Source organism: Actinomyces sp. ICM47 (assembly GCF_000278725.1).
Lineage (GTDB): Bacteria > Actinomycetota > Actinomycetes > Actinomycetales > Actinomycetaceae > Pauljensenia.
The window spans coordinates 43,016-69,142 of sequence record NZ_ALCA01000111.1 but is presented as its reverse complement, the minus strand read 5'-3'; the positions used below and the strand labels follow the sequence as shown (position 1 = coordinate 69,142).

21 protein-coding genes are annotated in these 26,127 nt (G+C 63.9%); 2 read left to right on the top strand and 19 right to left on the bottom strand.

What is annotated here, in order from left to right; all coding sequences use genetic code 11:
• From HMPREF1136_RS08280 to glgA, 9 genes are all read right to left on the bottom strand, one after another.
• Nucleotides 1–2,059, bottom strand: a 2,059-nt coding sequence (locus HMPREF1136_RS08280) for a tetratricopeptide repeat protein (RefSeq protein ID WP_232204197.1), incomplete at its 3' end; no start/stop codon positions are given.
• Nucleotides 2,060–2,811: 752 nt separating this feature from the next.
• A complete protein-coding gene (locus HMPREF1136_RS08275; protein WP_009648843.1) occupies nucleotides 2,812–4,194 on the bottom strand; it encodes a lecithin--cholesterol acyltransferase in 1,383 nt (460 codons plus the stop codon).
• A 167-nt stretch (nucleotides 4,195–4,361) separates the two neighbouring features.
• Complete coding sequence (locus HMPREF1136_RS08270) at nucleotides 4,362–5,033, bottom strand: histidine phosphatase family protein (protein WP_009648861.1); 672 nt, start codon at nucleotides 5,031–5,033, stop codon at nucleotides 4,362–4,364.
• The gene (locus HMPREF1136_RS08265; protein ID WP_009648844.1) at nucleotides 5,030–7,963 is read right to left on the bottom strand and encodes a bifunctional [glutamine synthetase] adenylyltransferase/[glutamine synthetase]-adenylyl-L-tyrosine phosphorylase; all 2,934 of its coding nucleotides are present in this window, start codon (nucleotides 7,961–7,963) and stop codon (nucleotides 5,030–5,032) included. Before HMPREF1136_RS08265 ends, HMPREF1136_RS08270 begins: the two co-directional genes overlap by 4 nt.
• Nucleotides 7,960–9,300: a glutamine synthetase family protein gene (locus HMPREF1136_RS08260; protein WP_009648879.1), complete on the bottom strand. Its 1,341-nt coding sequence runs from the start codon at nucleotides 9,298–9,300 to the stop codon at nucleotides 7,960–7,962. The genes HMPREF1136_RS08265 and HMPREF1136_RS08260 overlap by 4 nt, the downstream gene beginning before the upstream one ends.
• Nucleotides 9,301–9,370: 70 nt before the next feature.
• A complete protein-coding gene (locus tag HMPREF1136_RS08255) occupies nucleotides 9,371–10,330 on the bottom strand; it encodes an SPFH domain-containing protein (RefSeq protein ID WP_009648866.1) in 960 nt (319 codons plus the stop codon).
• Nucleotides 10,331–10,379: 49 nt separating this feature from the next.
• Nucleotides 10,380–10,856 (bottom strand): NfeD family protein, encoded by a 477-nt coding sequence (locus HMPREF1136_RS08250; RefSeq protein ID WP_034505491.1) that lies wholly within the window; start codon nucleotides 10,854–10,856, stop codon nucleotides 10,380–10,382.
• A 13-nt stretch (nucleotides 10,857–10,869) separates the two neighbouring features.
• Nucleotides 10,870–11,658: an ABC transporter ATP-binding protein gene (locus HMPREF1136_RS08245; RefSeq protein WP_009648883.1), complete on the bottom strand. Its 789-nt coding sequence runs from the start codon at nucleotides 11,656–11,658 to the stop codon at nucleotides 10,870–10,872.
• A 36-nt stretch (nucleotides 11,659–11,694) separates the two neighbouring features.
• Nucleotides 11,695–12,918, bottom strand: a complete 1,224-nt coding sequence (gene glgA, locus HMPREF1136_RS08240; RefSeq protein ID WP_009648892.1) for a glycogen synthase — start codon at nucleotides 12,916–12,918, stop codon at nucleotides 11,695–11,697.
• A 171-nt stretch (nucleotides 12,919–13,089) separates the two neighbouring features.
• Between glgA and HMPREF1136_RS08235 the strand changes: the two genes are divergently transcribed.
• Nucleotides 13,090–14,325: a glucose-1-phosphate adenylyltransferase gene (locus HMPREF1136_RS08235; RefSeq protein WP_009648848.1), complete on the top strand. Its 1,236-nt coding sequence runs from the start codon at nucleotides 13,090–13,092 to the stop codon at nucleotides 14,323–14,325.
• 2 nt (nucleotides 14,326–14,327) lie between these two features.
• Nucleotides 14,328–15,017, top strand: coding sequence for a phosphoserine phosphatase SerB (serB, locus tag HMPREF1136_RS08230; protein WP_009648845.1), 690 nt, complete (start codon nucleotides 14,328–14,330; stop codon nucleotides 15,015–15,017).
• 6 nt (nucleotides 15,018–15,023) lie between these two features.
• Here serB and HMPREF1136_RS08225 read toward each other — a convergent pair whose 3' ends face one another.
• From HMPREF1136_RS08225 to thrS, 10 genes are all read right to left on the bottom strand, one after another.
• Nucleotides 15,024–15,551: an NUDIX hydrolase gene (locus tag HMPREF1136_RS08225; protein WP_009648870.1), complete on the bottom strand. Its 528-nt coding sequence runs from the start codon at nucleotides 15,549–15,551 to the stop codon at nucleotides 15,024–15,026.
• A complete protein-coding gene (locus HMPREF1136_RS08220) occupies nucleotides 15,548–16,396 on the bottom strand; it encodes a PrsW family intramembrane metalloprotease (RefSeq protein WP_009648867.1) in 849 nt (282 codons plus the stop codon). Before HMPREF1136_RS08220 ends, HMPREF1136_RS08225 begins: the two co-directional genes overlap by 4 nt.
• Before the next feature lie 88 nt (nucleotides 16,397–16,484).
• Nucleotides 16,485–18,845 (bottom strand): PrsW family intramembrane metalloprotease, encoded by a 2,361-nt coding sequence (locus HMPREF1136_RS10730; RefSeq protein WP_083836277.1) that lies wholly within the window; start codon nucleotides 18,843–18,845, stop codon nucleotides 16,485–16,487.
• 17 nt (nucleotides 18,846–18,862) lie between these two features.
• Complete coding sequence (locus HMPREF1136_RS08205; protein WP_009648841.1) at nucleotides 18,863–20,161, bottom strand: PrsW family intramembrane metalloprotease; 1,299 nt, start codon at nucleotides 20,159–20,161, stop codon at nucleotides 18,863–18,865.
• A 1-nt stretch (nucleotide 20,162) separates the two neighbouring features.
• Complete coding sequence (locus tag HMPREF1136_RS08200) at nucleotides 20,163–20,786, bottom strand: hypothetical protein (protein ID WP_009648886.1); 624 nt, start codon at nucleotides 20,784–20,786, stop codon at nucleotides 20,163–20,165.
• The gene (locus HMPREF1136_RS08195; RefSeq protein WP_009648893.1) at nucleotides 20,783–21,964 is read right to left on the bottom strand and encodes a glycosyltransferase family 4 protein; all 1,182 of its coding nucleotides are present in this window, start codon (nucleotides 21,962–21,964) and stop codon (nucleotides 20,783–20,785) included. Before HMPREF1136_RS08195 ends, HMPREF1136_RS08200 begins: the two co-directional genes overlap by 4 nt.
• Entirely contained in the window at nucleotides 21,961–22,887 is a 927-nt protein-coding gene (locus HMPREF1136_RS08190) for a phosphatidylinositol mannoside acyltransferase (protein ID WP_009648865.1), read from the bottom strand. The genes HMPREF1136_RS08195 and HMPREF1136_RS08190 overlap by 4 nt, the downstream gene beginning before the upstream one ends.
• Nucleotides 22,884–23,510 carry a phosphatidylinositol phosphate synthase gene (gene pgsA / locus HMPREF1136_RS08185; protein WP_009648882.1) on the bottom strand — a complete coding sequence of 209 codons (627 nt, stop codon included), beginning with the start codon at nucleotides 23,508–23,510 and terminating at the stop codon, nucleotides 22,884–22,886. The genes HMPREF1136_RS08190 and pgsA overlap by 4 nt, the downstream gene beginning before the upstream one ends.
• Nucleotides 23,510–24,085: an HIT family protein gene (locus HMPREF1136_RS08180; protein WP_009648878.1), complete on the bottom strand. Its 576-nt coding sequence runs from the start codon at nucleotides 24,083–24,085 to the stop codon at nucleotides 23,510–23,512. Before HMPREF1136_RS08180 ends, pgsA begins: the two co-directional genes overlap by 1 nt.
• 5 nt (nucleotides 24,086–24,090) lie before the next feature.
• Nucleotides 24,091–26,124, bottom strand: coding sequence for a threonine--tRNA ligase (gene thrS / locus HMPREF1136_RS08175; RefSeq protein WP_009648873.1), 2,034 nt, complete (start codon nucleotides 26,122–26,124; stop codon nucleotides 24,091–24,093).
• Nucleotides 26,125–26,127 lie beyond the last annotated feature (3 nt).

Below are 26,127 nucleotides of genomic sequence, written 5' to 3'. Positions count from 1 at the left end.
CCGCCTCACGAGCCACCACCAACGCCCGGTCCCGATCTCCCATCGACGACAAACAATTTGCCAGATTGCTCAACGACGCAGCCAGGTCAGGCGTGTAAGCCTGCGGGGAAGCCTCAGCCAACACCTGATACGCGTCCACCGCCTCACGAGCCACCACCAAGGCCTCACCACGCTCACCCACCTCCGACAAACGAATCGCCAGATTATTCAACGATCCGGCCAGATCAGGCGTGTAAGCCTGCGGGGAGGCCTCAGCCAACACCCGGCGCAAACGCACCGCCTCACGAGCCACCACCAAGGCCTCACCACGCTCACCCACCTCCGACAAACGAATCGCCAGATTATTCAACGATCCGGCCAGATCAGGCGTGTAAGCCTGCGGGGAGGCCTCAGCCAACACCCGGCGCAAACGCACCGCCTCACGAGCCACCACCAAGGCCTCACCACGCTCACCCACCGCCGACAAACGATTCGCCAGATTATTCAACGACATCGCCAGGTCAGGCATGTAAGCCTGCGGGGAAGCCTCAGCCAACGCACGATACAGTTCCACCGCCTCACGGGCCACCCCCAGCGCCTCACCACGCTCACCAACATCCGATAGACGAATGGATAGTCGATTCGCCCAGTACGCCCGCTGCCCCGGACTGGGTTCGGCGGAATCTGCAAGGCGCCTGGTCGCCGCCAAGGCCGCCCCCGCCAACGCCGGATGCCCGACAGGAATCTCATTATCAATCTTGCCGAGGGGCAGATCCGCACCGGATTCGATTAGCGCTGTCAGGGCCTGCGCGAAGGGTCCTCCCTGGGTGAGCGCGACGTCCAGCGCCTCCTTCCACAGGAATGGCCTCTCACGGAGAGCACGCCGGGCCAGGCGAAGTGCCGCCTCTCTATCGAGAGAGGAGGCCCGTGTAAGGGTCACGCAGGCGTTGCGCGCCTGCTGGCCCCACTCGAGCTTACGCGTAACGATTGAGTCGTCAGCATCGGGGGCGTCTATGCCAGGTACCTTCGCCGGATCCTGAGGAAGCACCCGATCCAGCAGTTCCGGCTTCTTTCCGAAGACCGCCAGGATGAGGTGTTCTGCAACCGGATCGGGCCGCAGGCTGACGGACTCTGCACCGTCATCACGCAAGAGGGATTGGACAAGCAGTTCTGCGAAACGGCTGCGGAGCAGATGCTCCTGACTCCACTCTGGCAATCTGCTCAGGACGTCATCGACCGCATCCTCGTCCTGGCTCGGGGCAAGCAAGCTGAGGGCGGCAGCGGCGCGACGCAGTTGGTCACGGCTGATGTCTCCCAGTTTCAGTTCCTTACGCCACCGAGTAAACTCAATCGACAGTACTTTGTCGTAGAGCTCTTCCCGGGTCGGCATGTCCTTCTTAGCCACCTCGTCGTTGCCGCACACGGCGAGCCAGGCCCTCAACACCACGTCAAGAGCGGTGTCCCCCAGCCCCTCGGGAACCTCAACGTCTGGCGGAACAGCCCCATTGAGCATGTCAGAGAATTGCCGAACCGCCCTGCGGTACATGCGTCCGAAAAACCACGGATCCGCCTCCACATCTTGCTTGCCCCGAATGGGCAGTGGCAGCGTGTTACTCAGAACGGTTCCGTCTTGCTCCGCCTCCTCATAGAACTCCTCCCACCACGTATCGGCACCGCGCGCTGTCAACACGATCCGGGTCGCAGACTCCCTCGCCCGCAACTTACGAACCACCCGTGCGACGAGACCCCGCCGAGCTTCCTCGGCGTAGTCCACCACCACCAACAGCTCAGTGGCCACCTTCGCGAGAGCAGCCAGCTCCTCATCCGTCACCTCGGTCGTCGAGGGCAAAAACCCCGTGTACCATCCGATCGTGGACAGATCGTGGCACAGCTGCGCAGCCATACGCGTCTTACCCGAACCGCCAGCCCCCGTCACAACGGCAACGGAGATATCGGCATTCCGTCCGTTCCCCCCAGTTCGACTATCACTCGGCACTGTCATCGCCCATTCGCGAAGTTGACGCATCTCGGCGCACTGCTGGTAGGGCACGACGCCGTGCCGTGCCTTGATCAGCTGCAAGGGCGTGAAATCCTCGGGCAACGCGGCATAAGCAGGAGCCAACACCTTCTCGATGTGTCCCCCTGGAGGGAGCTCCCGATCAGAGGTGCGACTGCGCAGACCCCCAACATCCACGCACACATCCCACTCCCAGTCCCGAATATACTGAGCGCCCGAAGACAGCGCAGCGCCCCAGTTAGCCCCCACTTCCGTGACCTGCTGAACATCAATCGCCAACCACGTGCCCGATGGGTCGCCTTCAGATTCGTACACCATCGTCCCGAGCGCTTCCCCATCCACCTCCAATAATTCGCGACTGAACCCCGTCTCAAGCAACGCGCCACAGTTGTTAGCCCACACTCGATCAAGAGGAACCAGAACAATCGCATGCCTGTTGAGTCCTCTATCGGCTGTGACCGTCAGGATCAGCGGGTAAATCCCGGCATCGAGCGCAGCACAACAAAAGGCCACACACAGATCAAGACACGTCGCTTTCCTGAAAGCAAGCACTTCATTGACAGGCCGAATACGCTGCGCCCCAGGCTCACTATCTGTCGGCTCCGCAACGTATTCGATCCCCAGCTCGACAAACTTATCAAAAACCCTCCTCGCGTGAGCCTCTACACGCGTCTGCCCGCCGACGACCAGGTCAGGCTCAGGACCAGGAAAACCGCTCCACTCCGCAGAACGAAGCAACCGCTGCACCCACCCGACATGAACCGTATCCGCCAAGCCAATCGGATGCTTCACCGAATCCCACAGTTTGCAATCGTTCACGACGCCACCCCCAGACGCGTCTTCATTCCGACCCGACCAACACCGGGCACTTCCGTCGCCGACAGCATCACCGAATGCACCCCCTCCTCCAATCGCGGGAGCTGAGCAAGCCACCATCCGTCGTCAGAGCGTTCCGCAACGAACCTGTGCCCACCCACATTGCCCCCGACGTTTTTCGGATCCAACGCATTGCCAGCTTTATCTACCACACGGAGCCTCAACTCTGTATCAACTCCCGCAAGCACGACATCGTCGAGATCAAGCTGCAGGTAAGCACTCGCTTCATAGACGCCACCCCTGGCGGCGGCGGGCAACCGTGTGCGCGAATATTCCGACAAATGCTCGAAGACTGACTTCTCTTCCACCAGGTCTTGATGCTTGCCAGCCAGTCGCCGCCACCGGGAAACATCTCTTTCCACGACGTCGGGAATCGTCGAGAACATCGGAACCGTCCCGTCGCCACCATCCCAGCTCGCTGGGATCGCTCGCGGGTTTCCCTTGGCCACCACGAGTCCATCCGAGTGAGTATCGATTCTGGCGCGCCCCAGAGTTGTGTGTCCCTGCGAGTAGTAGACGGTGAAAGGGTTACGCCCACTCTCTGCAACCTTATTGACTAGCGCTTTATGCAAACGTTGGTTTTCCTGATAGGCCTTGTGCGCTTTGCCTGAGAATCCAGCGACGGCCGACGTGATGCCGGAAGGCAATTCGTACGGGTATCGGCACCCGGTATTCCCGTCGACAACCTGGTAGTGGGGCAGCAGATCGAAGACAGAATCCCATGTCCTCACGGTGTCAGTAACCGCCTGACACAGAGCGAATGGCCCGATGCGCATCCCATTGACCAGTGCATCGAGAGCCTTCGCCGCCCCGCGAAATGGCGTTCCCAGGGTGATGATCTGGTCGACATCGATACCCTCACTCAGGAAAGCCCACCACCACGCGGCAACCAGGCCGCCCATCGAGTGTGCGACGAGCACGACGCGCCGTCCCTGCGCCCGCGCGCGCACGACGCGTTCCAAATCATTGGCGATATGTTCCACCGACCGGCGGAAATCATAGGGAAAGGCGACGATGGGAGCGTCTGGGTCGACCAGTTCCTCACCCGCGGTTACGACGCGTCCAGGGGATAGTCCCAGTCCCTTGGAAATACCGTTCAGCAAGCCGTCGTAGCCGGTAATGAGTTGCCAACATATCAACGAGCAGGGCCCGATGAGTCCGACCGGGCGCAGCTCGTTGTTCGGATCAAGCACACTCGGATCTAGCCCCACGCGGGCGAGAGGAACCAAACCAGCTCTATAGACGATTGTGCCGGACGCATCCGCGAGTTCACTCCCACCGATACCGGGAATAACGACAACCAGTGGTAGGGAACGGGACATCGGCGTACCTCCTTGTTGTGGTGTCTTACATGACACTGACCACAAACTCAGGGTACCTCGAATGACGGTTTGACGACAACAAACGGATCAACCGGTATCAGCTCTCATACAGGCCTTTACGAGGTCTCAGCGTTCGTGGCGCCTGAGGCCCCGGGTGAGGAAGAGCCTCAGGCCCACTGATCGAGCGGGCGGTCGTTCCAAGTCAGGGCATGCAGGCCCTTGGCCAGCTCGGAGGCCGAGGCCGGGGTGAAGCCCGGCGCCCACTCGAAAGTGGTCGTACCCGTGTTCGACATGAAGTGCTTTGACACGAGAGACTCGTCAATCTCGGCCGACAGCCACGTGGCCAGCAGGCGCGTGAGCGCACCGTGGATGACGAAGACGGCGACAGCGTCCTCCCCCGCCTGCTCGCGAGCCGCCAGTCCCACGCGGCGCACGGCCTCCAGGGAACGAGCCAGGGCCTCGCGCCCGCTCTCCCCGCCCGGCATCCGGTTGTCCACGTCCCCCGCACACCACGACAAGGTCGTGCGCACGTACTCCATCTGAGAGGCAGGGTCGGCGGCCATCTCCAGGTCACCCGAGCGCAGCTCGCGAATCCCCGGACAGACGAGCGGGGTGAGCCCATAACGCGCAGCCAGCGGCGCGGCCGTCAGGCGCGTGCGATACAGACCGGACACGGCGATAACGGTGGGAGCAGGCGCAACCTCGGACTCCCAGCGATCCGCGAGGCGGCACGCCTGAGCCAGGCCCTCCTCGGTCAGGCCGAGGCCGGGGCGGACCGTGTCGAGGGCCCCCAGTCGGTTGGCGGGGGTCTGTCCGTGCCGTACCAGCACAATCTTCACTGCTGCTCCCAGAAAGCTCGTTCCATCACGTTGCGCGCCTGTCGTGCCGCGCGCAACCAGTCTTCTTCGAGGGCGGTGAGCCCGCCGCTCCCGTACCCGAGGATAGCGGCAAGCGCGCTCAGCTCCGCGCTGTCACGGGGCAGGACGTCGAGCTTCACACCGCTCATGCGCCCGGTCGCCAAGGTATTGCCGGCGCGAATACGCGTGGCCAGGTCCCAGGCGCTCAGGAGAATCTCGGCGTCGGGCGCGGCCAGCAGCCCCGCGTCGCGCGCGACCGCAATGGCCCGCGTCGTGGAGGGGGTCCGCAGGCCCTCAACCTCGCGCCCGTGGCGCATCTGAATGAGCTGAATCGTCCACTCGACGTCGGAGAGTCCGCCGGGGCCAAGCTTGACGTGCCGGGCGGGTTCGCTGCCGCGCGGCAGACGCTCGTTTTCCATGCGGGCCTTGAGCAGTCGGATGTCACGCACCTCCGACTCGCTCACCTCCCTGTAGGCCATGGACTCAAACAGGGCGCGGGCGCGCTCGTCGAGGTCGCTCGATCCGATAGGCCGGGCGCGCACAGCAGCCTGGCGCTCCCACGTCGAGGCCCAGCGCTGCGCGTACTCCTCATGCGAGGCGATGGTGCGGCTCATCGGGCCATTCTTCCCCTCGGGGCGCAGGTCGAGGTCGACAACGATACCGAGCTGGCTGGTCGCCGAACCGAGGAGTTTCTTGACCCGATTAACGATCGCAGTGGCACTGGCCGCAGCCTCGGAGTCGGAGGCACCACCGACGGGTTCATGCAAGGCAATGACGTCGGCGTCGGAGGCATAGGAACACTCGCGCCCGCCGTAGCGGCCCATCGCCACGAAGGTGACGTGGGCGCGCTCGCTCCCCCACCGCTCGGCTTCCTCCCGCCCCGCAATCGCGAGGGCTCCGAGCAGTGCGGCGTCCGTCGCGTCGGCGATGGCGTGCCCGCGCGGGTCGACTCCGCCGAGTAGGTCGCTCATGGCGGCGCGCGTCAGCTCGCGGGTGCGCACGGCACGCACGCGGGCGGCTGCCTCCGTCGCGTCGTCGTGGCGGTCGATGAGAGCGGCGACTTCTCGGGTGAGCCTCTGCGGCTCGCGCGGTGCCAACTCCGCGTCGTCGTCCAGCCACGCCACGGCCTCGGGCCGCTTGGCCAGCGCGTCGGCGATCCACCGGGAGTTCGGCAGCATCGTCATCAGTCTGCGGGCGGCCACCCCCGAGTCGCGCAGGAGTGCCAGATACCAGTGCGACTCCCCAATGTCCTCGGACAGGACGCGGAAGTTGAGTAGGCCCATGTCGGGGTCAGCGCCGTTTGCCAGCCACGAGATGAATACGGGCAGGAGGTGGCGTTGGATCGCGGCGCGACGGCTCGTGCCCTGAGTGAGGGCGGCGATGTGTATGAGAGCTCCCGCGGGGTCGCGGTATCCGATGGCGGCCAGTCGGTCGCGCGCGCCCTCGGCGTGCAAGGAGGCCTCATCCGCGCTTAGGGATGCGGTAGCCGCGATGATCGGCCGGTAGAACACGTCCTCATGCAGGGCGCGCACGTCAGCGCGCACGTCGTCGATGGCCGAGCGGATCGCGTCGGCGTCGGGGTAACGCACCGGGTCCATAGCCCGCCCGAGGACGCGCAGGTCGCTGTCCTTGTCGGGAATCAGGTGGTTGCGGCGCATGCGCGGCAGCTGCGTGCGGTGCTCGAGCGCGCGCAGGAAGCGGTAGCAGGAGGACAACTGGTCGGCGTCGGAGCGTGCGATGTAGCCGCCCTCGCGCAGCGCGCTGATCGCCTCCAGGGTCGAGCGCACCCGCAGGAAGGCATCAGTGCGTCCGTGAACCAACTGAAGCAGCTGCACGGTGAACTCGACGTCGCGTAGTCCGCCGCGCCCGAGCTTGAGTTCGCGTGAGGCGTGGGAGCGGGAGATGTTGTCTTCGACGCGGCGGCGCATCGCGCGCGCGGCCTCCACGAAACCCTCGCGTGCTGACGCGCTCCACACGTAGGGCTGCGCCGCCTCCTCGAAGGCGCGCCCCAGCTCTGGGTCGCCCGCGCACGCGCGCGCCTTGAGCAGAGCCTGGAACTCCCAGGTCTGCGCCCACTTGTCCCAGTACTGTCGGTAGGACTCAATCGTGCGCACGAGGACGCCGTTGCGCCCCTCGGGCCGCAGGTTCGCGTCCACGGTCCACAGCGGTGCCTGCGTTCCCGGCCCCGAGCACGCCGAGGCCGTGGCTGAGGCCAGGCGGGTTGCTTTCTCCAGGGCACTTCGTTCGTCCCCGTCTTCCCCCGCCTCAGCCACGTAGATGACATCCACGTCGGAGATGTAGTTGAGTTCGCGCGCGCCCGTCTTGCCCATGGCGATGATCGCGAAGGGGACGGAGCCCTCGGGGTCGACGTCGCGGCGGGCCAGGGCCAGGCCCGCGTCGAGAGTGGCGTCCACCAGGTCCGCGATGCGCGCCCCCACACTCGGCATGATGTCCTCGGGGGTGCCGCTCGTCAGGTCGTCGGCGGCCAGATGTAGCAGCACGCGCCGGTAGGCGGCGCGCAAGTCGTCGGCGGTGGCCTCCCGCGCGGCCACCAACGCGCCGCGCCCGACAGTACGGGCTCCCACGGCCTCGTACAAGACCTCCCGAGGATCACCCGGATCCTCATTAATCGCAGCCGCGCGGGCAGGATCAGCGATGACGTAATCGCCCAACCACTGGCTCCCACCCAGGATCGCGCACACGCGACGACGAGCGCGCTCATCTCGGCTCAGCGCACCGACGAGGCCGGGGTCCGCCTCGCGCAGACGCACCGCCTGCAGCAGGGCCTGGTCAGGATCGGCCGACGCGCTCAGATCCCCCACCCACGACTGCCCCGCAGGCAGTTCCTCCAGGAACGACAGAGCCCGGCGCGCGTCGAGGAAGCCGGCGACCCGCAGATCGTCGGGGGTCACCGGGGAACAACCTTCAGGAATTGCTCAAGTTCCTGTCGCGTGATCTGCTGGCGGTACTCCGTCCATTCCTTGCGCTTGTTGCGGATAACGTAGTCAAAGACCTGTTCGCCCAGTGTCGAGGCCACAAGCTCCGACTTCTTCATCTCACGCACCGCGTCCGACAGGGAGGTCGGCAGGGCGTGGATACCCATCACCTGACGCTCGCGATCCGACAGATTCCACACGTTATCCTCGGCCTCCGGCATCAGTTCCATCTTCTTCTCGATGCCGTCCAGGCCAGCCGCGATCATAACGGCAAAAGCCAGGTAGGGGTTTGCACTCGGGTCAGGGGCGCGGTACTCGATGCGCGCCGACGCGCTCTTCTTGGGCTTGTAGAGCGGCACACGCACGAGAGCGGAACGATTCAGGTGGCCCCAACACACATAGGACGGGGCCTCTCCCCCGCCCCACAGGCGCTTGTAGGAATTAACGTGCTGATTCGTGATCGCCGCTATGTCGCCGGCGTGCGCAAGCAGGCCCGCGATGAAGCGGCGACCCGTCATGGAGAGCCGGTACTGACCCGACGGCGAGAAGAACGCGTTCTCCTCACCCTCGAAGAGCGAGAGATGCGTGTGCATGCCCGACCCCGGATGCTCAATAAAGGGCTTCGGCATGAAGGTGGCGACCAACTCCTCACGCAGGGCCACCTCCTCGATGACCGTACGAGCTGTCATGATGTTGTCGGCCGCGCGCACCGGGTCCACCGCGCGCAGGTCGATCTCGTTCTGGCCGGGACCTCCCTCGTGGTGAGAGAACTCGACGGGGATCCCCATATCCTCCAGCATACGCACCGCGCGTCGCCGGAAATCATTAGAATCCCCGCGCGCGACGTGATCGAAATAGCCCGCCTGATCGACGGGCACCATGCGCTCGGGGGTGACGGGCTGACGCAGCAGGTAGAACTCGATCTCGGGGTGCATCATGACGCGGAAGCCCGCGTCGGCGGCGCGCTCGACGACACGCTCGAGAACGCCGCGCGGATCCGAGGGGGCAGAGCGACCATCGGGCATGAGGACGTCGCAGAACATGCGAGCGACGGGATCCTCGTTGGAACGCCACGGCAACAGCTGAAAGGTCGAGGCATCGGGCATGAGCAGCATGTCGGACTCAAACACGCGGGTGAGGCCCTCGACGGCCGAGCCATCGAAACCAATGCCCTCAGCGAAAGCGTCCTCCAGCTCGCCCGGGTCAATCGAAATCGACTTCAGGACGCCAGCGACGTCCGTAAACCACAGCCTGATGAAACGGATGTTCTTCTGCGCAACCTCGCGCAGCACGTGCTCCTGATGCGAATCCACCGGTGTCCTCCCCTTGAATAGACGACGGGCCGACCGCAGGGACTGCGGTCGGCCCGGCATAGGCTCCAGTCTACTTGCCCAGACCGAAACCCTTCGAGATGGATTCCAGTGCGCCGGTCAGATCGGACGGAACCATCCACAGCTTGGACGCCTGTCCATCCGCGATCTTCGGCAGCATCTCCAGGTACTTGTAGGAGAGCAGCTCCGGGGTAGCCTTGCCCGCGTTGATTGCGGAGAAGACCGTCTGGATCGCCTCAGCCTCACCCTGCGCGCGCAGGATCTGAGCCTGGCGAGCGCCCTCGGCCTGGAGGATCAGCGCTTCCTTCTGACCCTTGGCCTGCAGGACCTGAGCCTCCTGTTGGGCGGAGGCAGCCAGAACAGCGGCCTGCTTGGCACCCTCAGCCTTCTTGATCTGGGCCTCACGCTCGGCCTCAGCCGTCAGAATCGTCGCTCGCTTGGTGCGCTCCGCCGTGATCTGCTGCTCCATGGCAGCCAGGACGCGCGGCGGCGGCTCAATGGACTTGAGTTCCACGCGGGTCACGCGGATACCCCACGGACCCGTGGCCTCGTCGAGGACGCCGCGCAGCTGCTTGTTGATCGACTCGCGCGAGGTCTGCGTCTGCTCCAGATCGAGGGAGCCGATCAGGTTACGCAGCGTCGTCGCGGTCAGCTGCTCGATCGCCTGCAGGAAGTTAGCGACCTCGTAGGTCGCGCTGCGCGGATCCGTGATCTGGAAATAGATCACGGAGTCGATCGACACCATCGCCTGGTCGGCGGTGATGACGGGCTGAGGCGGGAAGTTCGCGACCTGCTCACGCAGATCGATACGAGCGGCGACGCGATCCACGAAAGGAACGAGGAGGTGGAAACCCCCCTTCATCACAGCCTGGAAACGTCCCAAACGCTCAACGACGTACGCCTGCGACTGCGGAACGATCCGAACTGCACGGACAAGCGACACAACAACAAAGATAACGAAGGCAAGGATCACGATAACCGCGACGTTGCCGATGAGTTCTGCTGACCTCAATGCATCTTTCCTTTCATACTACTCATACTTCGAAGCCGACAGGTCGAGCCTATCGGTAGGCGGGACCTGCAGACGGCTGCGTGAGAGGCTGCTGCGTCAGGCTGAGAGCACTGACAACGGCAGTCGCACCATCAATACGATCAACGCGAACCTCAGTACCAACGGGCAGCTCCGGCCCTTCGGTTCGCGCGCTCCATTCACCGCCAGAAAACTGGATGCGTCCGTGACGCTCGCCCACTGTCTCGGTGACGTAGCCGCTCTTGCCGATCAGGCGGTCCGTGTTGCTGGGAACGTAGTTGTTCGACCGTTCGATCCGTCCCTTTAAGAAGGGACGCAACACAACCAGGAGAGCGACAGACACGATAATGAAGACGATCAACTGAACCATCAGATTCGCGCCACATGCTGCCGCAATACCGGCGGCGAGAGCACCAATCGCGAGCATCAGGAACACGAAGCTCACGATCATGACCTCGATAATGCCGGACACAAGGGCCGCCAAAATCCACAACCACCAGGTACTCATCGCCCTGCCTCTCTTACTCGGTCACACCGCGCGCCCACCAGCGACCATCGGTGCGACCGGCGAGCAACGGCATGCCATAGACCTGCGACAGATTGACACCCGTCAGTATGTCCTCGATGGGACCCTGATGAGTAATCTGCCCCTGCGACATGATCGCGCAGTGCGTCACGCCGTCAGGAATCTCCTCGATCTGGTGGGTCACCAGGACGATCTGCGGAGATTTCGAACCCTTCATGATCTCAGAAAGCGCGGCGATGAGCAACTCGCGAGCTCCCAGGTCGAGACCGGAGGTGGGTTCGTCGAGAACGAGCACCTCCGGATCGGTCATGAGTGCGCGCGCGAGAAGCACGCGCTGCGCTTCACCCTCCGACAGCGTGGAGAATTCGCGCTGGGCAAGGTGGGCGACGCCGAAGATCTCCATGAGCGTGCTCGCGCGCTGGTCATCGACCTCCTCGTATTCCTCGTCGTGAGCGACGCAGAGGCCCCAGGCCGCGCTGCGCACGGTGTCCAACACCGACTGCGTGGGGACGATCTTCGCCGCCACGGCAGCCGAGGCCAGCCCGATGCGCGTCGCCACCTCAGCGGGATCCGCGTTCGCGAGATCCGTGTCAGACACGCTCACCTCGCCCGAATTGGGCGAGACCCGGCCAGAGACAACGCGAGCGAGGGTCGTTTTGCCCGCTCCGTTGGGACCAACGATGACCCAATGCTGGCGCGGACGCGTCGACCACGAGACATCGGACAGGATCTGTGTGTCTCCTCGTCGAAGCGACACATGAGAGAGATTTAGGACGTAAGTCATGCATCTAGCCTAGTCGTGTTGGACACCGCGCGCGTCTCAGACGAGCGAACGATACAGATCAGCGGTCTTGACGCCGATAGCTTCCCAGGAGAAGTGTTCACGTGCGCGCACGAGGCCCGCCTCGCCCATGCGGCGGCCAAGCTCGGGATCATCCAGGACGCGGACGAGACGGTCAGCCATGTCGCGCTCGAAGGTCTCCGGGTCAAGCGGAGTGCCCGTACCATCCTGCACCTGTTCGATGGGGACCAGGTAGCCGGTCTCGCCGTCGACAATGACGTCGGGGATACCACCGGTCGCGGTGCCAACGACGGGCAGGCCGAGCGCCATGGCCTCGAGGTTGACGATGCCGAGGGGTTCGTAAACCGACGGGGTGATGAAGACCTGAGCGGCGGAGAGGATTGCCGCGACCTCGGGCTGTGGGAGCATCTCGGAGATGAGCACGACGCCAGAGCGGGTGGCACGCAGCTCAGCAACCAGTCCCTCGACCTCAGCAGCGATCTCAGGGGTGTCCGGGGCACCGGCACACAGAACTAGCTGAACGTCGTCGGGCAGCAGGCGGGCGGCACGCAGGAAGTAGGGCAGGCCCTTCTGGCGGGTGATGCGGCCGACGAAGACAACGGTGCGGCGGGTCGGGTCGATACCGTGCTCGGCCAGCACGCGAGCGCGCAGCTCGTCACCTGCCTCGCCCTCGGGCGCATGCCACTTGTTCAGGTCAATACCATTGTGGATCACGTGCACGCGCTCGGGATCAACAGACGGGTAGCAGCGCAGAATATCGTCGCGCATGCCGTTGGAGACGGCGACAATAGCGCTGGCAGCCTCGTAAGCGGTCTTCTCCACGTAGGAGGACAGGCGGTAGCCGCCGCCGAGCTGCTCGGCCTTCCAGGGGCGCAGGGGCTCGAGGGAATGGGCGGAGATGACGTGTGGGATGTCGCCGAGGAGCGAGGCGACGTGGCCTGCGAAGTTGGCGTACCAGGTGTGGGAGTGCACCAGGTCCGACCCCTCACACGCGGCGGCAATCTCAAGGTCAACGCCGAGGGTACGCAGCGCTGCGTTGGCACCCTCCAGCTGGGGCAGGTCCGAATGGCCAGTCACCCCCGGATCGGCTCCGTCGGTTCCGGGTTCACGAGGGCCATCGAAGGCCTGCACTCGCAGATCATCGACGAGGCCGCGCAGCACCTTGGCCAACTCGAGAACATGGACACCGGCTCCGCCGTAGACGTGGGGCGGGTATTCGCGGGTGAGCAGATCAACGCGCATGATGTGGTCCTTCCGACAGTGGCGACGCGTGTAACACATAGTATCCGAAATCACGGGGATCGAAATCGAAACGAGACGGTGTAGCAATCGATGCACATCTGTAATACAGTGTGACCACACCCACGGACCTGCGTCGATGCGGGTCTCACACGACCAACGAAGAGGTGCCGTATGGCAAAGAACCACGTTCTAGCTATTGTTCTTGCGGGCGGTGAGGGTAAGCGTCTGATGCCGCTGACAGCGGACCGCGCGAAGCCTGCCGTTCCGTTTGGAGGTCATTTCCGTCTGATCGATTTCGCGCTGTCGAATATCGTGAATTCCGGATACCTCAAGATCGTTGTGCTGACTCAGTACAAGTCGCACTCTCTTGACCGCCACGTCACGAAGACCTGGTACACCTCTCCCCTGCTCGGCAACTTCATTGCCCCTGTTCCGGCCCAGCAGCGTCGCGGACCCCACTGGTACCTGGGCAGCGCGGACGCGATTTACCAGTCGCTCAACATCGTCGACGATGAGCAGCCCGAATACATCGTCATCATCGGCGCTGACAACATCTACCGTATGGACTTCTCGCAGATGGTCCAGCACCACATCGATTCGGGTCTGCCGGCCACGGTCGCAGGCATTCGTCAGCCGATCGAGCTTGCTCCCGCACTGGGTGTTATCGACGGTGAGGGTGGTGTCGTCAAGAACTTCCTGGAGAAGCCCCAGCACGCCGAAGGCCTGCCGGACGATCCCACGAAGGTCCTTGCCTCGATGGGCAACTACGTCTTCACCACGAAGGACCTGGTCCACGCGCTGCGTGAAGATGCTAAGGACCCCGATTCGAAGCACGACATGGGTGGCAACATCATTCCGTGGTTCGTGTCGCGCGGTGAGTGCGGCGTCTATGACTTCCAGGACAACGACGTGCCGGGTTCGACCGACCGCGACCGCGATTACTGGCGCGACGTTGGTACGCTGGACGCCTACTACGAGGCGAACATGGACCTGATCTCGGTGCACCCGGTGTTCAACCTGTACAACCGCGAGTGGCCGACGATGACGATGATCGACGGCTCGCTGCCTCCCGCGAAGTTCGTCTATGGCGATCAGGATCGACTGGGTCATGCAATCGACTCGTTTGTGTCCCCGGGTGTCATCGTCTCCGGTGGCGAGATCGTGCGCTCGATTGTCTCCCCGCACACCTACGTCCATTCGTGGGCTCATGTTGAGGACTCGGTCGTCATGCACGGCACGCGCATCGGTCGCCACTCGAAGGTCGTCAAGACGATTCTGGACAAGAATGTCGTCGTCGAGGAAGGTGCCGAAGTCGGCGTGGATCCCGCCCGCGACATCGAGCGCGGCTACACGGTCACCGAATCCGGTATCACGGTCGTTCCCAAGGGGACGGTCGTCACCAAGTGAGCATGACTCACCATCTCGATGAGCCGGGTGCCCCGCTGCTGTTTACCAGCGGGGCACCCGGCCTCGTTGTTACTGACGTTGATTCGACACTGATCACCCAAGAGGTCATCGAAGAGCTGGCCGAGGTCGCGGGCACACGGGAGCGTGTCGCTGAGATTACGTCTCGAGCGATGAATGGCGAACTCGATTTCGCTGAGTCGCTGCGTGAGCGAGTTGCGACACTGCGCGGTGTTCCCGATTCTGTGTTCGGTGATGTTCTCGCGTCCATCACGCCCACGGAGGGTGCGCGCGAACTCATCGACGCCGTGCACGCCGCCGGTGGGCATTTCGGTGTCGTCTCGGGCGGCTTCGAAGAGGTGGTCGCTCCCCTCGCGGCCTCCCTCGGCATCGACTTCTACGCCGCGAACCGGCTGGAGGTCGAGGACGGCGTTCTCACGGGCCGCGTGCTGGGGCGTATCGTGACCTCCCAGGTCAAGGTCGAATGCCTACGTGAGTGGGCCTCGTCCCTGGGTGTGCCCATGGCGCGCACGGTCGCAATCGGAGACGGGGCGAACGACATCCCCATGATGGACGAGGCCGGGGTCGGGATCGCTTTTTGCGCGAAGCCCGCGGTACGTGAGCGGGTGTCGGTCCAGCTCAACGTACCTGACCTGTCGCTCGCGATCACTCCGCTGGGACTCTCCCGCGCCTAGGTCGCCTTAGGGTTCGCGGGTGTCGGTCAGCTCGATGAGCTGGCCGTCCCAGCCGTCTTTCCAGACGCGCGCAAACTCGAGGATCTGCGCGGGGTAGATTTCCCCGTCGATGGTTGCCGTGGCCTCGTCGATATCCCACCAGCGTTGCGTGTCAATGACGGAACGTTCCAGCTCGGTCCACCCATCCCGACTGAGAGTGGTTGAAGGGGCGTGCGCGATGAAGAACCACTCGTCTTGGCGAGCGGTGACGGCCAGGAAATCGAACTCAGCGGTCCGGTAGAGAACGGGACCGACCAGATCGGATGCTTCCAGACGAATTCCGGTCTCTTCGAACACCTCGCGCACGGCGGCTGCGCGGGGGTCTTCCCCCTCCTCAATGCCACCACCGATCGTGAACCACCAGGCACGCTCGGGCTGATCCTCATCGTGTCCCATGGCCAGCAAGACGCGTCCGTCGTCGTCAAAAAGGAGGACGCGGGCGGCCTCCCGATGGGGGTAGCCGTCCGCGTCCACAGGCCAGTCGAGTGCGCTCATGCCTCCAGCGTAGCGCGACGACGACGCACTCCCCAGACGAGGAGCGCGATCGCCACTGCTGTCACCGGCAACTCGATCGCACCGTAGGTGAGGTTCCACGAGTCCTCGGGCGCAAGGAAGCCCACTCCGTTCGCCTGCGCGTGCAGGAGCACGGCACCTACAAAACCACCACACACCGCAAGAATTTCGACGAACGCGTTTCTCGCGCGCAGGAGCGCCCAAGCCAGGAAGTAGGCGAAGACTCCGGTGTAGATCGCATGCCCAAAGCCACCCAGCACCCCACGGATCAGGAAGGCTTGCCCCAGTCCACCCGTGCCGTCTTCAAGCGCGCTCACGTAGTAGCCAATGTCTTCACCCCACGCGAAGCCGAGACCGACGAGTCCACCCAGAACAGCCCCCTGAGCGGGGTGCCGCAGAGCCCTGCGGGCTGCAAGGATCAACATGAGTGCACCGATACCCTTCGCGGTTTCCTCAATGAGTGGTCCGCTCACGACTGACGTCATGACATCCGTGGTCTCCCCGCCTAGCGACGTCGATTGAACGGCAGCGTCGGTCACGCCGTTGCCGATGCCGGCAATGATGAGCGCACCTCCAGTCCCCCACATGAATGCCGCAATCCACGACAGAACCGATGGAGCGAATCGCGCTAGCCACACGAAAAAGACGAGGCCGACGAACGCGCTCACGCACGAGGCACTCACAGCTAGCGCCGCCGTAGAGGTGGTGACACCATAAATCGCACCGATCACTTCGTGGGCCATCGTCGGGATCCCGACGATGATCAGGATGACCGAGCACACGGTGAGAGTCCGAGACGAGGCACGGACATGTTGAGCATTAGTCACGTATGTTTCCTTTCTGTCGGCGCAATCATGGCCACTCCTCCTGTGCATCCTCTGTGAGGAGCCGGTGAAGCGGCCATGATGCGGCACGTCAGAATCGTCGCATACCTGTGAGCTTCATGAAGATCTTGCGTTGTGAGGTTGCTTCCTTCGCGAGTTCTCTCGATTCTTCGATGCGCGCCTGCTCGGGACCACGATTCTTCATGACGACCTGGTGCAGGCCGAGTGTGGCGAGCGCGTACATGAACTGCTTCATTGCCTTCTTCGCCAACGGCCCACCGTTGGACGCCCAGGCCAGGGCGGCACGACGTGAGCGAGGATCGCACACCATCTGGATCTCACTGGGGACGATCCACCCCTGCGCCACGTAGGGCATGAGGCCCGCTGCGGCGTCGCGTCGTTCGCGCTTCATCGCCAGCGCGATGAACAGGAACCACAGGAGGAACAACGGGACGTGGATGAAGATGTAGAAGGTGTCGAACAGTTCATCGTCACCCCCAGACAGGACGGCAGTGCCGTTCCACGTCGCGTGCAGGAGCATACCCGTGAACCAGCCGAGGGCCACAGCTCCGCATCCGGCGGCAGCCGAGCGGGCGCGTGTGACCGCCCACCCCGTCGCCCACCCCATGCAGCTCGTGTACATGACGTGTCCGAAAACACCCATAACGACACGTTGGAAGAACGTCTGCCCGAGGTCACCGTCCGTCAAAACTGCTCTCACAAAGTAGGTAAAGTCCTCGACAACCAGGAATCCGCAGGCTGCAAAGCCAGCGTAGACGAGGCCATCGATGGCAGATGAAATGTGGGTACGACGAGCCCACACGATAACGAGAACGCCAAGACCCTTCAAAAGTTCTTCGACCACCGGCGCACCGACAACGACGGAGAAAATCATTCCTTGGACTTCGTCACCCGTTTGTTCAGTGACGGAATACTGAACATATTCATTTCCCATGATTCCGAAGAAAATGGACACACCGCCGCCCCACGCCAGCGCGGCAAGCTTCATCCCCAGGGGTTCAGGTTCGAAGCGGTCGATGAACAGAAGCACCGAGACGACGATAGCGAGAGGAACGATGCACAAGATAGCGATGAAGACCGTCAAAATCGGGCCACTGGCCTGAAGGAAACCCAGCACACCGACGAGCATGAGCGCTGCTCCCGCACCAGCGACAACCGACTCAAAGATCGGCAGGGGTTTTTTCTTCGGCTTGGGCACCGACCACACCTGGGCGGTACGGGGCGCGAGCGTCGGATACTGGGCAGTCTTCGGCCCCGGCATCGAGGGGCCGGACTCGACAAAGGCCTGGAACCTGGGGCTGAATTGTCCCTCACCGGCAGCGCCCGTGGAGGGCGAAGAGACCGGGGTGTTCGATCCACTGCTCGGCGACGTGCGCGGCGTCGGGTTGGAGGGTGTCTCGGGGCCGGATTCCTTCGTCGCATCGGTGGCAGATTCCTGCGTTATTGTGGGTGCGGACGGGGTATTCGGAGCATCCTCGGGCCACTGCGGCCCTGTTTCGCCGAGAGGAATACTGCGATCCGTGTGTACGGAGGACGGGGCCTTCGTAGATTCATCTGCAGTGGTTGTCTGTGTGCCGACGGGAGATTCACGTGTCTGCCCCGGATGCTGCGGGAGAGGCTCCCCGAAGGGAAGACTCCGGGCGGCTCCCACAGGGGACGAGGCCGGGGCTTGGCCACCCGCAAAGGGGCCCTGCGGACCACCGACCGGACGCGGCCCCATACCCATCGGAGCCTGCGGACCACCAACCGGACGCGGCCCCATACCCATCGGGCCCTGCGGACCACCAACCGGACGCGGCCCCATACCCATCGGGCCCTGCGGACCACCAACCGGACGCGGCCCCATACCCATCGGGCCCTGCGGACCACCAGCCGGGCGCTGCGGTCGGATTTCAGGGTTCTGCGGCATGACTGTCGTCGCCTCCGAATCCGCAACCGAACGACGCGGCAACGGATCAGGACGCTGCGGCATGACCGTCGTCTCGGGCAGGAACGCACCAGAGCGTCCCGAAGCGGCAGTCGGGTTCTGCGGCATGACTGTCGTTGCCTCCGAATCCGCAACCGAACGACGCGGCAACGGATCAGGACGCTGCGGCATGACTGTCGTCGCCTCCGAATCCGCAACCGAACGACGCGGCAACGGATCAGGACGCTGCGGCATCACCGTCGTCGCCTGCTGATCGACAGCCGGGGATTGAGGAGCGGAAGGAACTCCACCGCCGCCGGGCACCGACGTCGCTTTGCCTGCACCCGTACGCTTAAGGCCAACGTTGTGGCCAAGGTCGCCTGCGCTTGGACGCCTACGCTCCGACAGCGGAGTCACGGCGCTTTCGGCGAAGCGCTGGGCAGCCGAGGCTGACAAAGCGACCTGCGAGTCGGGGGATTCGTGCTGAGCAGCCGATCCTTGGTCTGTCTCTCGGGATTCTGTCACGATCAGTCCTTCCGTACTCAGGCGTTCCGCGTGCGTGCGGTCACGGCTTGGGAGACAACATTTTGTTGATCGGCGATGGAGGTTAGGCGAAGGAATTCCCTTCGATTCTCCACTACCGTCGCAAGTTTCTGGCGGTCAGCATCGATACGCGCTGGGTCGGGTCCGTGCTGAGCCATGATGCACTGGTCAAGTCCGAGAGAAGCCAGGTTTGCCAGGAAGGAACGCATCGCGCGGGTTGCATCGCGCCCACCTCGCGTTGACCACTTGATGGAGGCCTTCTGCACGCGCTTATCTGTGGCCATCGTCACCTCGCCGGGGAGTACCCATCCGGTGCGTACGTAGGGGACCAAGCCCTTGCGGATTTTCGCTCGTTGCTGGCGCGTTGCTCTCAGCAGCAGGAGCGCCCACAGGATGAAGCCGGGTACATAGATGACACCGTACATGGTATAGAATCCCCGGTCGCCGAAATATGCTGCGCTGCCATTCCATGTCAGATGGATGAGCATGGCGCACACCCAAAAGATCGTGACGATGCCAGCCCTCATCCATCCGTTCTTGAACGAGAGCAGGGCCAGAGCCAAACCGATTCCGGTCATAGATGTTGCCATCACGTGCAAGAACGGACTCATCAGGCCGCGCAGAGCGACCAGCCACAGAAGGTGCGCCGTTCCCTCTGGTTCTCCGCGCAGGTAGTAGAGGATGTCTTCCGTGAACATGAAGCCGGCTGCTGACAATCCCCCGTAGATGGCACCATCGAGGACGGAGTTGATGTTGGTGCGACGAACGACGACGACGATGATTACGCCGATGGCTTTGAGGGTCTCCTCGACGAGGGGAGCAACGAAGGTTGTGGACAGAGCGTTCGCCGTATCAAAGTTGCCGAGTGAATAGTCTAGGTTCTTGCCCAGCGCGGTATTCACGATGCCAGAGGAAAGTGTTGCGATGCCCGCGCCCCACAAAAACACTGCGACCTTGGTTTTCCATGGCTCGGGGGCCCACCGGTCCAGGCGGTGCAGGAACGCGAGGACGATCCCCAGGGGAATGAGAGCAAGCAGAGTAGTTTTCACGAGCGCCAGATAGCTCGATGCCACCGGCGAAAGGAAGAAAACGGTGAGGCCGATCAGGCCGATAATCCCGGCAGCGGTCAGGACGATTTCAAGCCAGGGGAAGGAATGCTGAGCCTTCGGTGTCTGCCACACGGGAGCAGCTTCGTCGGGGGCGGGCGACCCAATGCTGCTGGCCTCACCGATGGCGGTGGCACTGAGCTTCTTGAGCCGGTAGTCTTCGCCCGGCCCTCCCCAATGGGCGCGTCGCATATCAGTATCCTCGTCCGCCAATGTGAGTATCGTCGTCAAAGTCGATGGGTTCCGGTATCGGAGCGCGCCCAGCGAGCCTGAGCAACTTTACCATTCGTGCGGAACGCAGGGCCCGAACCCCCGCGACGTCAACGTTGTGCACATTTCGCGTCAATTCGATGCGGTAGCAGGTCGCGTCGAGAGCCTCGAGGCGAGCGGCGGCCTGCGGATCCGAGGTTATTGAGCAACGTACCTCAGGAGTGAGTGTGTCACGGATGGCGCGTGACAGCGCCGACGCTCGCTCCAACCGTGCCGCGACCTCCACACGATCACCCCTACGCGAGGCCGTGGTTCGTCGGTCGAGGCCATCGGTCGTTAGCTGGTCACCGTCGTCGTGGATGGAGGCGCGCGCGACGTCACGCATAACCTCGGCCCCTCCCCCATTGAAAGGAGCAGTCTGTGCCAGGAGTGAGGCCTCGGAGGCACGGCGCAGCAGCAGACGTGAGAGCGCTTCACGCGAGGCGATAATGCGCTGGTGCAGACGGTCGAGCCTGCGTGCCCGACTGATCGCTGCTCCGACGCTGATTGCGAGCGCGACGACGACGAGGACAATGGCGACAAGAACCCAAGCGGACAGTGAGATCACGACAGCGATTCTCCTCGCTTTTTACGACGACGGAACAGATGACGCGTCCGGCGCGGACCGGAGGTGGCGGGACTACCCATGTCGATGGCCAGTTTGTATACCTCGAAAACCTTGTCTGCGACGACCTCCCAATCGTATTGAACCGATGAGCGCTGGCCGGCGTCGGCCAGCGCGTCGAGCCGCGCCGGATCCCCCAGCAGGTCAATGAGGGTAGCCGCCAAGGCTTCGGAGCTGCCCGTCTCGAAGAGGGCACCCGCGCGCCCATCCTCCAGGACCGCGCAAAAGGCCGGAATGTCGGAGGCAACAACTGCGGTGCGCGCGGCCATCGCCTCGACCAGAACGATGCCGAAGGACTCGCCTCCCGTCTGCGGAGCGACGTAGACGCTCGCGCCCGCCAACAGGGATTCCTTCTCCTCGTCGCTAATGCCGCCCAGGAAGGACACTGATTCGCCGAAACGAGCCACGGCCTCGCGACAATCGGGGGCGTCTCCCCGGCCAGCGATCAGGAAACGCGTACCCGGGAAGCGCTCGAGGACAGTTTCGATTGCTCCGGCGAAGATGCTTAGTCCCTTACGCGGTTCGTCGAGACGCCCAAGGAACACGACGACAGGACTCTCCTCGGTGGCGGCCCACTGAGGAAGGGGCGTCGCTGTGCGGAACGAGGCGGTCTCCACGCCATTCGGGATGATGACCGCGTCACCACCGTGGTGTTCGATGAGAGTGCGTCGCGCTTCCTCGGACACGGCGATGCGCACACCAATGCGCTCCATGTAAAGCCTCATCGGGGCCGAGGCAATGGCGCGGGAAACCGAACGACCGAGCGCCGCGTGGAACGTGCCGACCAGCGGGGCGCGCGAGATCATCGCCGCAGCCATCGACACCGACGGCACAACGGGTTCGTGCACGTGGACAACGTCAAAGTTGTTCTCCTCCAGCCAGCGCCGCGTGCGCGTCATCGTCGTTGGCTTGACCGAAATGTTGGCAACAGAACCGTTGAAGGGAACCGACACCGAGGAGCCTGCGGATGTGATCCACTCGGGCAGGTCACGTGACGTTGACGGCGTCAGGACGCGCACGTCGTGGCCGCGTGAGCGGAGTTTGAGCGCAAGGTCGCGAATGTGGAAACCCACTCCCCCGGGCACGTCCCACGAATAGGGGTTCACGATCCCGATCTTCATCGATTCTTCCTCTCGTGCTCGGCCCGGGCACGGGCTAGGCGCTGGGGGTCCAAGTCGTCGATGAACACCCGCTGCATCATGTGCCAGTCTTCGGGTTTATCCGCCATCATCGCGGCGAACGCGCTGACCCACGCCTGTGTCAGCGCCTCCACGCGGTTGACACCGGGGGCAAGGTCGGCTGGGACGGCGATAGGACCCACGCAGCGCACGCGAACGTCCGCCCCCGTCGGCGACTCGTTCTCGTAGGTAATGCACGCCGCGAAGAGTGGGCGTTCCAGCTTCAGAGCGAGGGCTGCGGGGCCGGCTGCGACGAGCGCGCGTCGCGTGCCTAGGTCCACTTCGATGCCAGAGCCGGAAATATCCCGGTCGGCCAGGAGGGGCACAATGACACTGCGTCCGCGTACGCGCTCGACGAGGGTAGCGAACACCGAGTCACCCTTGCCGACGCCGATGACTTCCATTCCCAAACCCTCGCGCAGGGCAACGAAACGCTGGAACAGCGAACGCGGCTCAACCTTCTCAGCCACCGTGACGATTGGTCGCCCGTTCGCACACACCCATGCTCCCGCGCGATCCCAACTGCCCGAGTGTCCCAGGGCCAGAACGACCGGGCCGTCGACGCTGGCTGCGACGAGTTCCCCGAAGCCTTCGAAAGTGATGCCCTCTGCCAGCGGTGCCCCACGTCGCGAACCGAGCATGAGTTCCTCGGCGTAGTTGCGAATATGCGAGCGAACAGCGGCAACGACCAGTTCCTCCGTTGGCTCGCTACCAGTGAGCCGAGCCACATTGGCACGCAGACGTGCGATGGACGCTCCCCCACGCCGCGCCGCGATCCCAGCTCCGACATGGGCCGCGCGCATGACGAGGCCGAGCGGAAGGCGGGGAGCAACAGTGAAAGCTACGGACAGGAGGGAAAAGGTCACGAGGCTCCCTCGTCGATGTGACGCGCAGTGAACCAGATGCGCTGGCAGACGGTCACGAAGGATGCGAACGCCACCCAGGTCAGGCCGACGGCCAGCACCCACTCGGGCGCCCCGAGGCTCATGATCATCGCCGACCCCATACCAACGATCAGGCGATCCGTGCGCTCAGCGATGCCGAGTTTGGCGACGACACCGACCGATTCCGCGCGTGCGCGCGCATAGGGCACAGCAGCCGCACCGATGATCGAGCAGATGCCCGCGATGATCACCCATGTACGCACAGGGGAATCAGCCATGCGGAAGACCGCGAAAGCAGTCAACGATCCGAAGACCGCGCCGTCGGCGAGCCGGTCAAGCGTCGAATCCAGGAAGGCACCGAAGCGCGTTCCGCCGGTCGTCATACGCGCCAGCGTTCCGTCGACCGAATCGCCGAACATCACGACCGCCAGGGCGATGCCTCCCTGCCAGATCCAGCCCCGCGGGATACAGATGACCGCGACGGCCACGGACGCGACCGTCCCAGCCACCGTCACCATGTTCGGGGTCACGCCCATGCGCGCGAGCACGCGAGCCAGGGGCGTGAACACGGCCTTGGTGATCGATCGTCCGTGGTTGCCGAGCATCAGCCCTCCTTCGGCCAGGCGGCGGCAAGCCGGGCGCGCGCGTCCTCAAGTAGTTCAGGCACAGCCTTCGTGCGCGCGATGATGGGGAGGAAGTTCGCATCCCCCGCCCACCGGGGCACGATGTGCTGGTGAAGGTGAGCGGCAATGCCTGCACCCGCGACCTCGCCCTGGTTCATGCCCAGGTTGAAGCCGTGGGGTCCGGCCACCTCGCGGCTGACCCGCATGGCGGTGGCCGTCAGATCTCCCAGCTCCACGCGCTCGGCGTCGGTCAGCTCCGTGTAGTCGGAAACGTGACGGTACGGGCACACCAGCAGGTGGCCTGAGTTGTAGGGGAACAGGTTCATGAGCACAAAGCAGGTGGCCCCTCGGTGAACGATGAGTCCCTCATCGTCGGCCTTGCCCGGCGCACTGCAGAACGGGCAGGTCCTGTCGCTCGCATCGGCTGGTTTGCCTTCTCCGTGGATGTAGGCCATCCGGTACGGGGTCCAGAAACGACCGAAGCCGTCCGGGACGCCCGCGAGTTCGCGGGCGTCCTCGGTGGGCAACGGTTCGGGGTGCGTGCCCGGCTCCGTCATGGTGCTCACGCCTCGTCGAGGCCGTCGATCTGGTCGGCGTTGTTGCGCTGCTCGATGTGCGAGACGATCAGCTCGACGGCGCGATCAACGGCGACGCCGTTATGCTGCGAGCCGTCACGCAGGCGGAAGGACACGGCCCCGGCCTCGACGTCCTCGCCGCCGGCGATGAGCGTGAAGGGGATCTTGTCCTTGGAGGCGTTGCGGATCTTCTTACCGAAGCGGTCATCCGACAGGTCGGTCTCGACGCGTACGCCACGCTCGCGCAGCTTGGCGGCAACGTCCTTGACGTAGTCGTCGAAGGCCTCCGCGACAGGGATGAGGCGGACCTGGACGGGCGAGAGCCACGCCGGGAACGCGCCCGCGTAGTGCTCGGTGAGAACGCCGATGAAGCGCTCGACGGAACCCAGCTTCGCGGAATGGATCATGACGGGGCGCTGACGAGTGCCGTCGGCGGCCGTGTACTCCAGGTCGAAGCGCTCGGGCTGGTTGAAGTCGTACTGGATCGTCGACATCTGCCAGGTACGACCGATGGCGTCCTTGACCTGCACGGAGACCTTGGGGCCGTAGAAGGCGGCACCGCCCGGATCGGGAACGAGGTCAAGGCCGGTCGCAGCACACGCGTCCTCCAGAGCCTTGGTGGCGGCCGCCCAATCCTCGTCCGAGCCGATGAACTTGTCCTTCTTCTTGCCGTCCTCGTCGCGCGTGGACAGCTCGAGGTAGAAGTCCTTCAGGCCGAAGGCGGAAAGGATCGAGAGGAAGAACTCGATCTGGCTACGGATTTCTTCGGAGGCCTGCTCGGGCGTGCAGTACGTGTGCGAGTCATCCTGCGTGAAGCCGCGCATACGCGTCAGACCGTGAACGACGCCGCTCTTCTCGTAGCGGTAGTCGTGGCCCAGCTCGTAGAAGCGCAGGGGCAGCTCGCGGTAGGAGCGGCCGCGCGAGCGGAAGATGAGGTTGTGCATCGGGCAGTTCATGGCCTTGAGGTAGTACTCCTGGCCCGCCTTGGTGACGTTACCCTCAGCGTCGCGTTCCTCGTCCACGAGCATGGGCGGGAACATCGTGTCCGCGTAGTAGGGCAGGTGACCCGACGTGTGGAAGAGTCCGCCCTTGGAGATCTCGGGGGTGTGCACGAAGTCGAAGCCGGCCTTCTTGTGGCGATCGGTCACGTAGGACTCGATCTCGTGGCGCAGGATGCCGCCCTTGGGGTGGAAGATGACCAGGCCGGGGCCGATCTCCTCGGGGAAGGAGTACAGGTCCAGCTCGGCTCCGAGGCGACGGTGGTCGCGGCGCTCGGCTTCCTTGATACGCTCCTGGTAGGCCACCAGGTCCTCCTTGGAGGCCCAGGCGGTGCCGTAGATGCGCTGGAGCTGGTCGTTCGACTGGTCGCCCTTCCAGTAGGCGGCCGAGGCCTTGGTCAAGGCGAAGCCGTTGCCGATCAGCTTGGTGGAGGGCAGGTGGGGACCGCGGCACAGGTCCTTCCAGGCAACGGAACCGTCGCGGCGGACGTTGTCGTACATGGTGAGGGTTGCGCCGCCAACCTCGACAGAGGCGCCCTCGGCACCCTTTCCCTTCGTGGTGACGAGCTCGAGCTTGTAGGGCTGCTCGGCCAACTCAACCACGGCCTCGTCCTCGGAGACCTCGCGGCGCACGAAGCGCTGGCCTTCCTTGACGATGCGCTTCATACGCTTCTCGAGTTCACGCAGCAGCTCGGGGGTCACCGCGTCGATGTTGCCGAAGTCGTAGTAGAAGCCATCGGTGATGAACGGGCCGATGCCGAGGTTCACGTCGGGGAAGACGTCCTGAACAGCCTGCGCGAGCACGTGCGTGGCGCTGTGGCGCAGGATGTTCAGGCCATCCTCGCTGGCCAGGGTGATGGCCTCGACGGTCGTGCCCTCCTCAAAGGGGGTCGCGAGGTCACGCGGCGTGCCGTCAACTTTAATGGCGACGACGTCACGGGACTTTTCGAACCACGTCGTGCCCGTGGTCCCCGCTGGTACAGTCTGGTTTTCTCCGTCGATGACGAGCGAGATGTCGGGCACGGT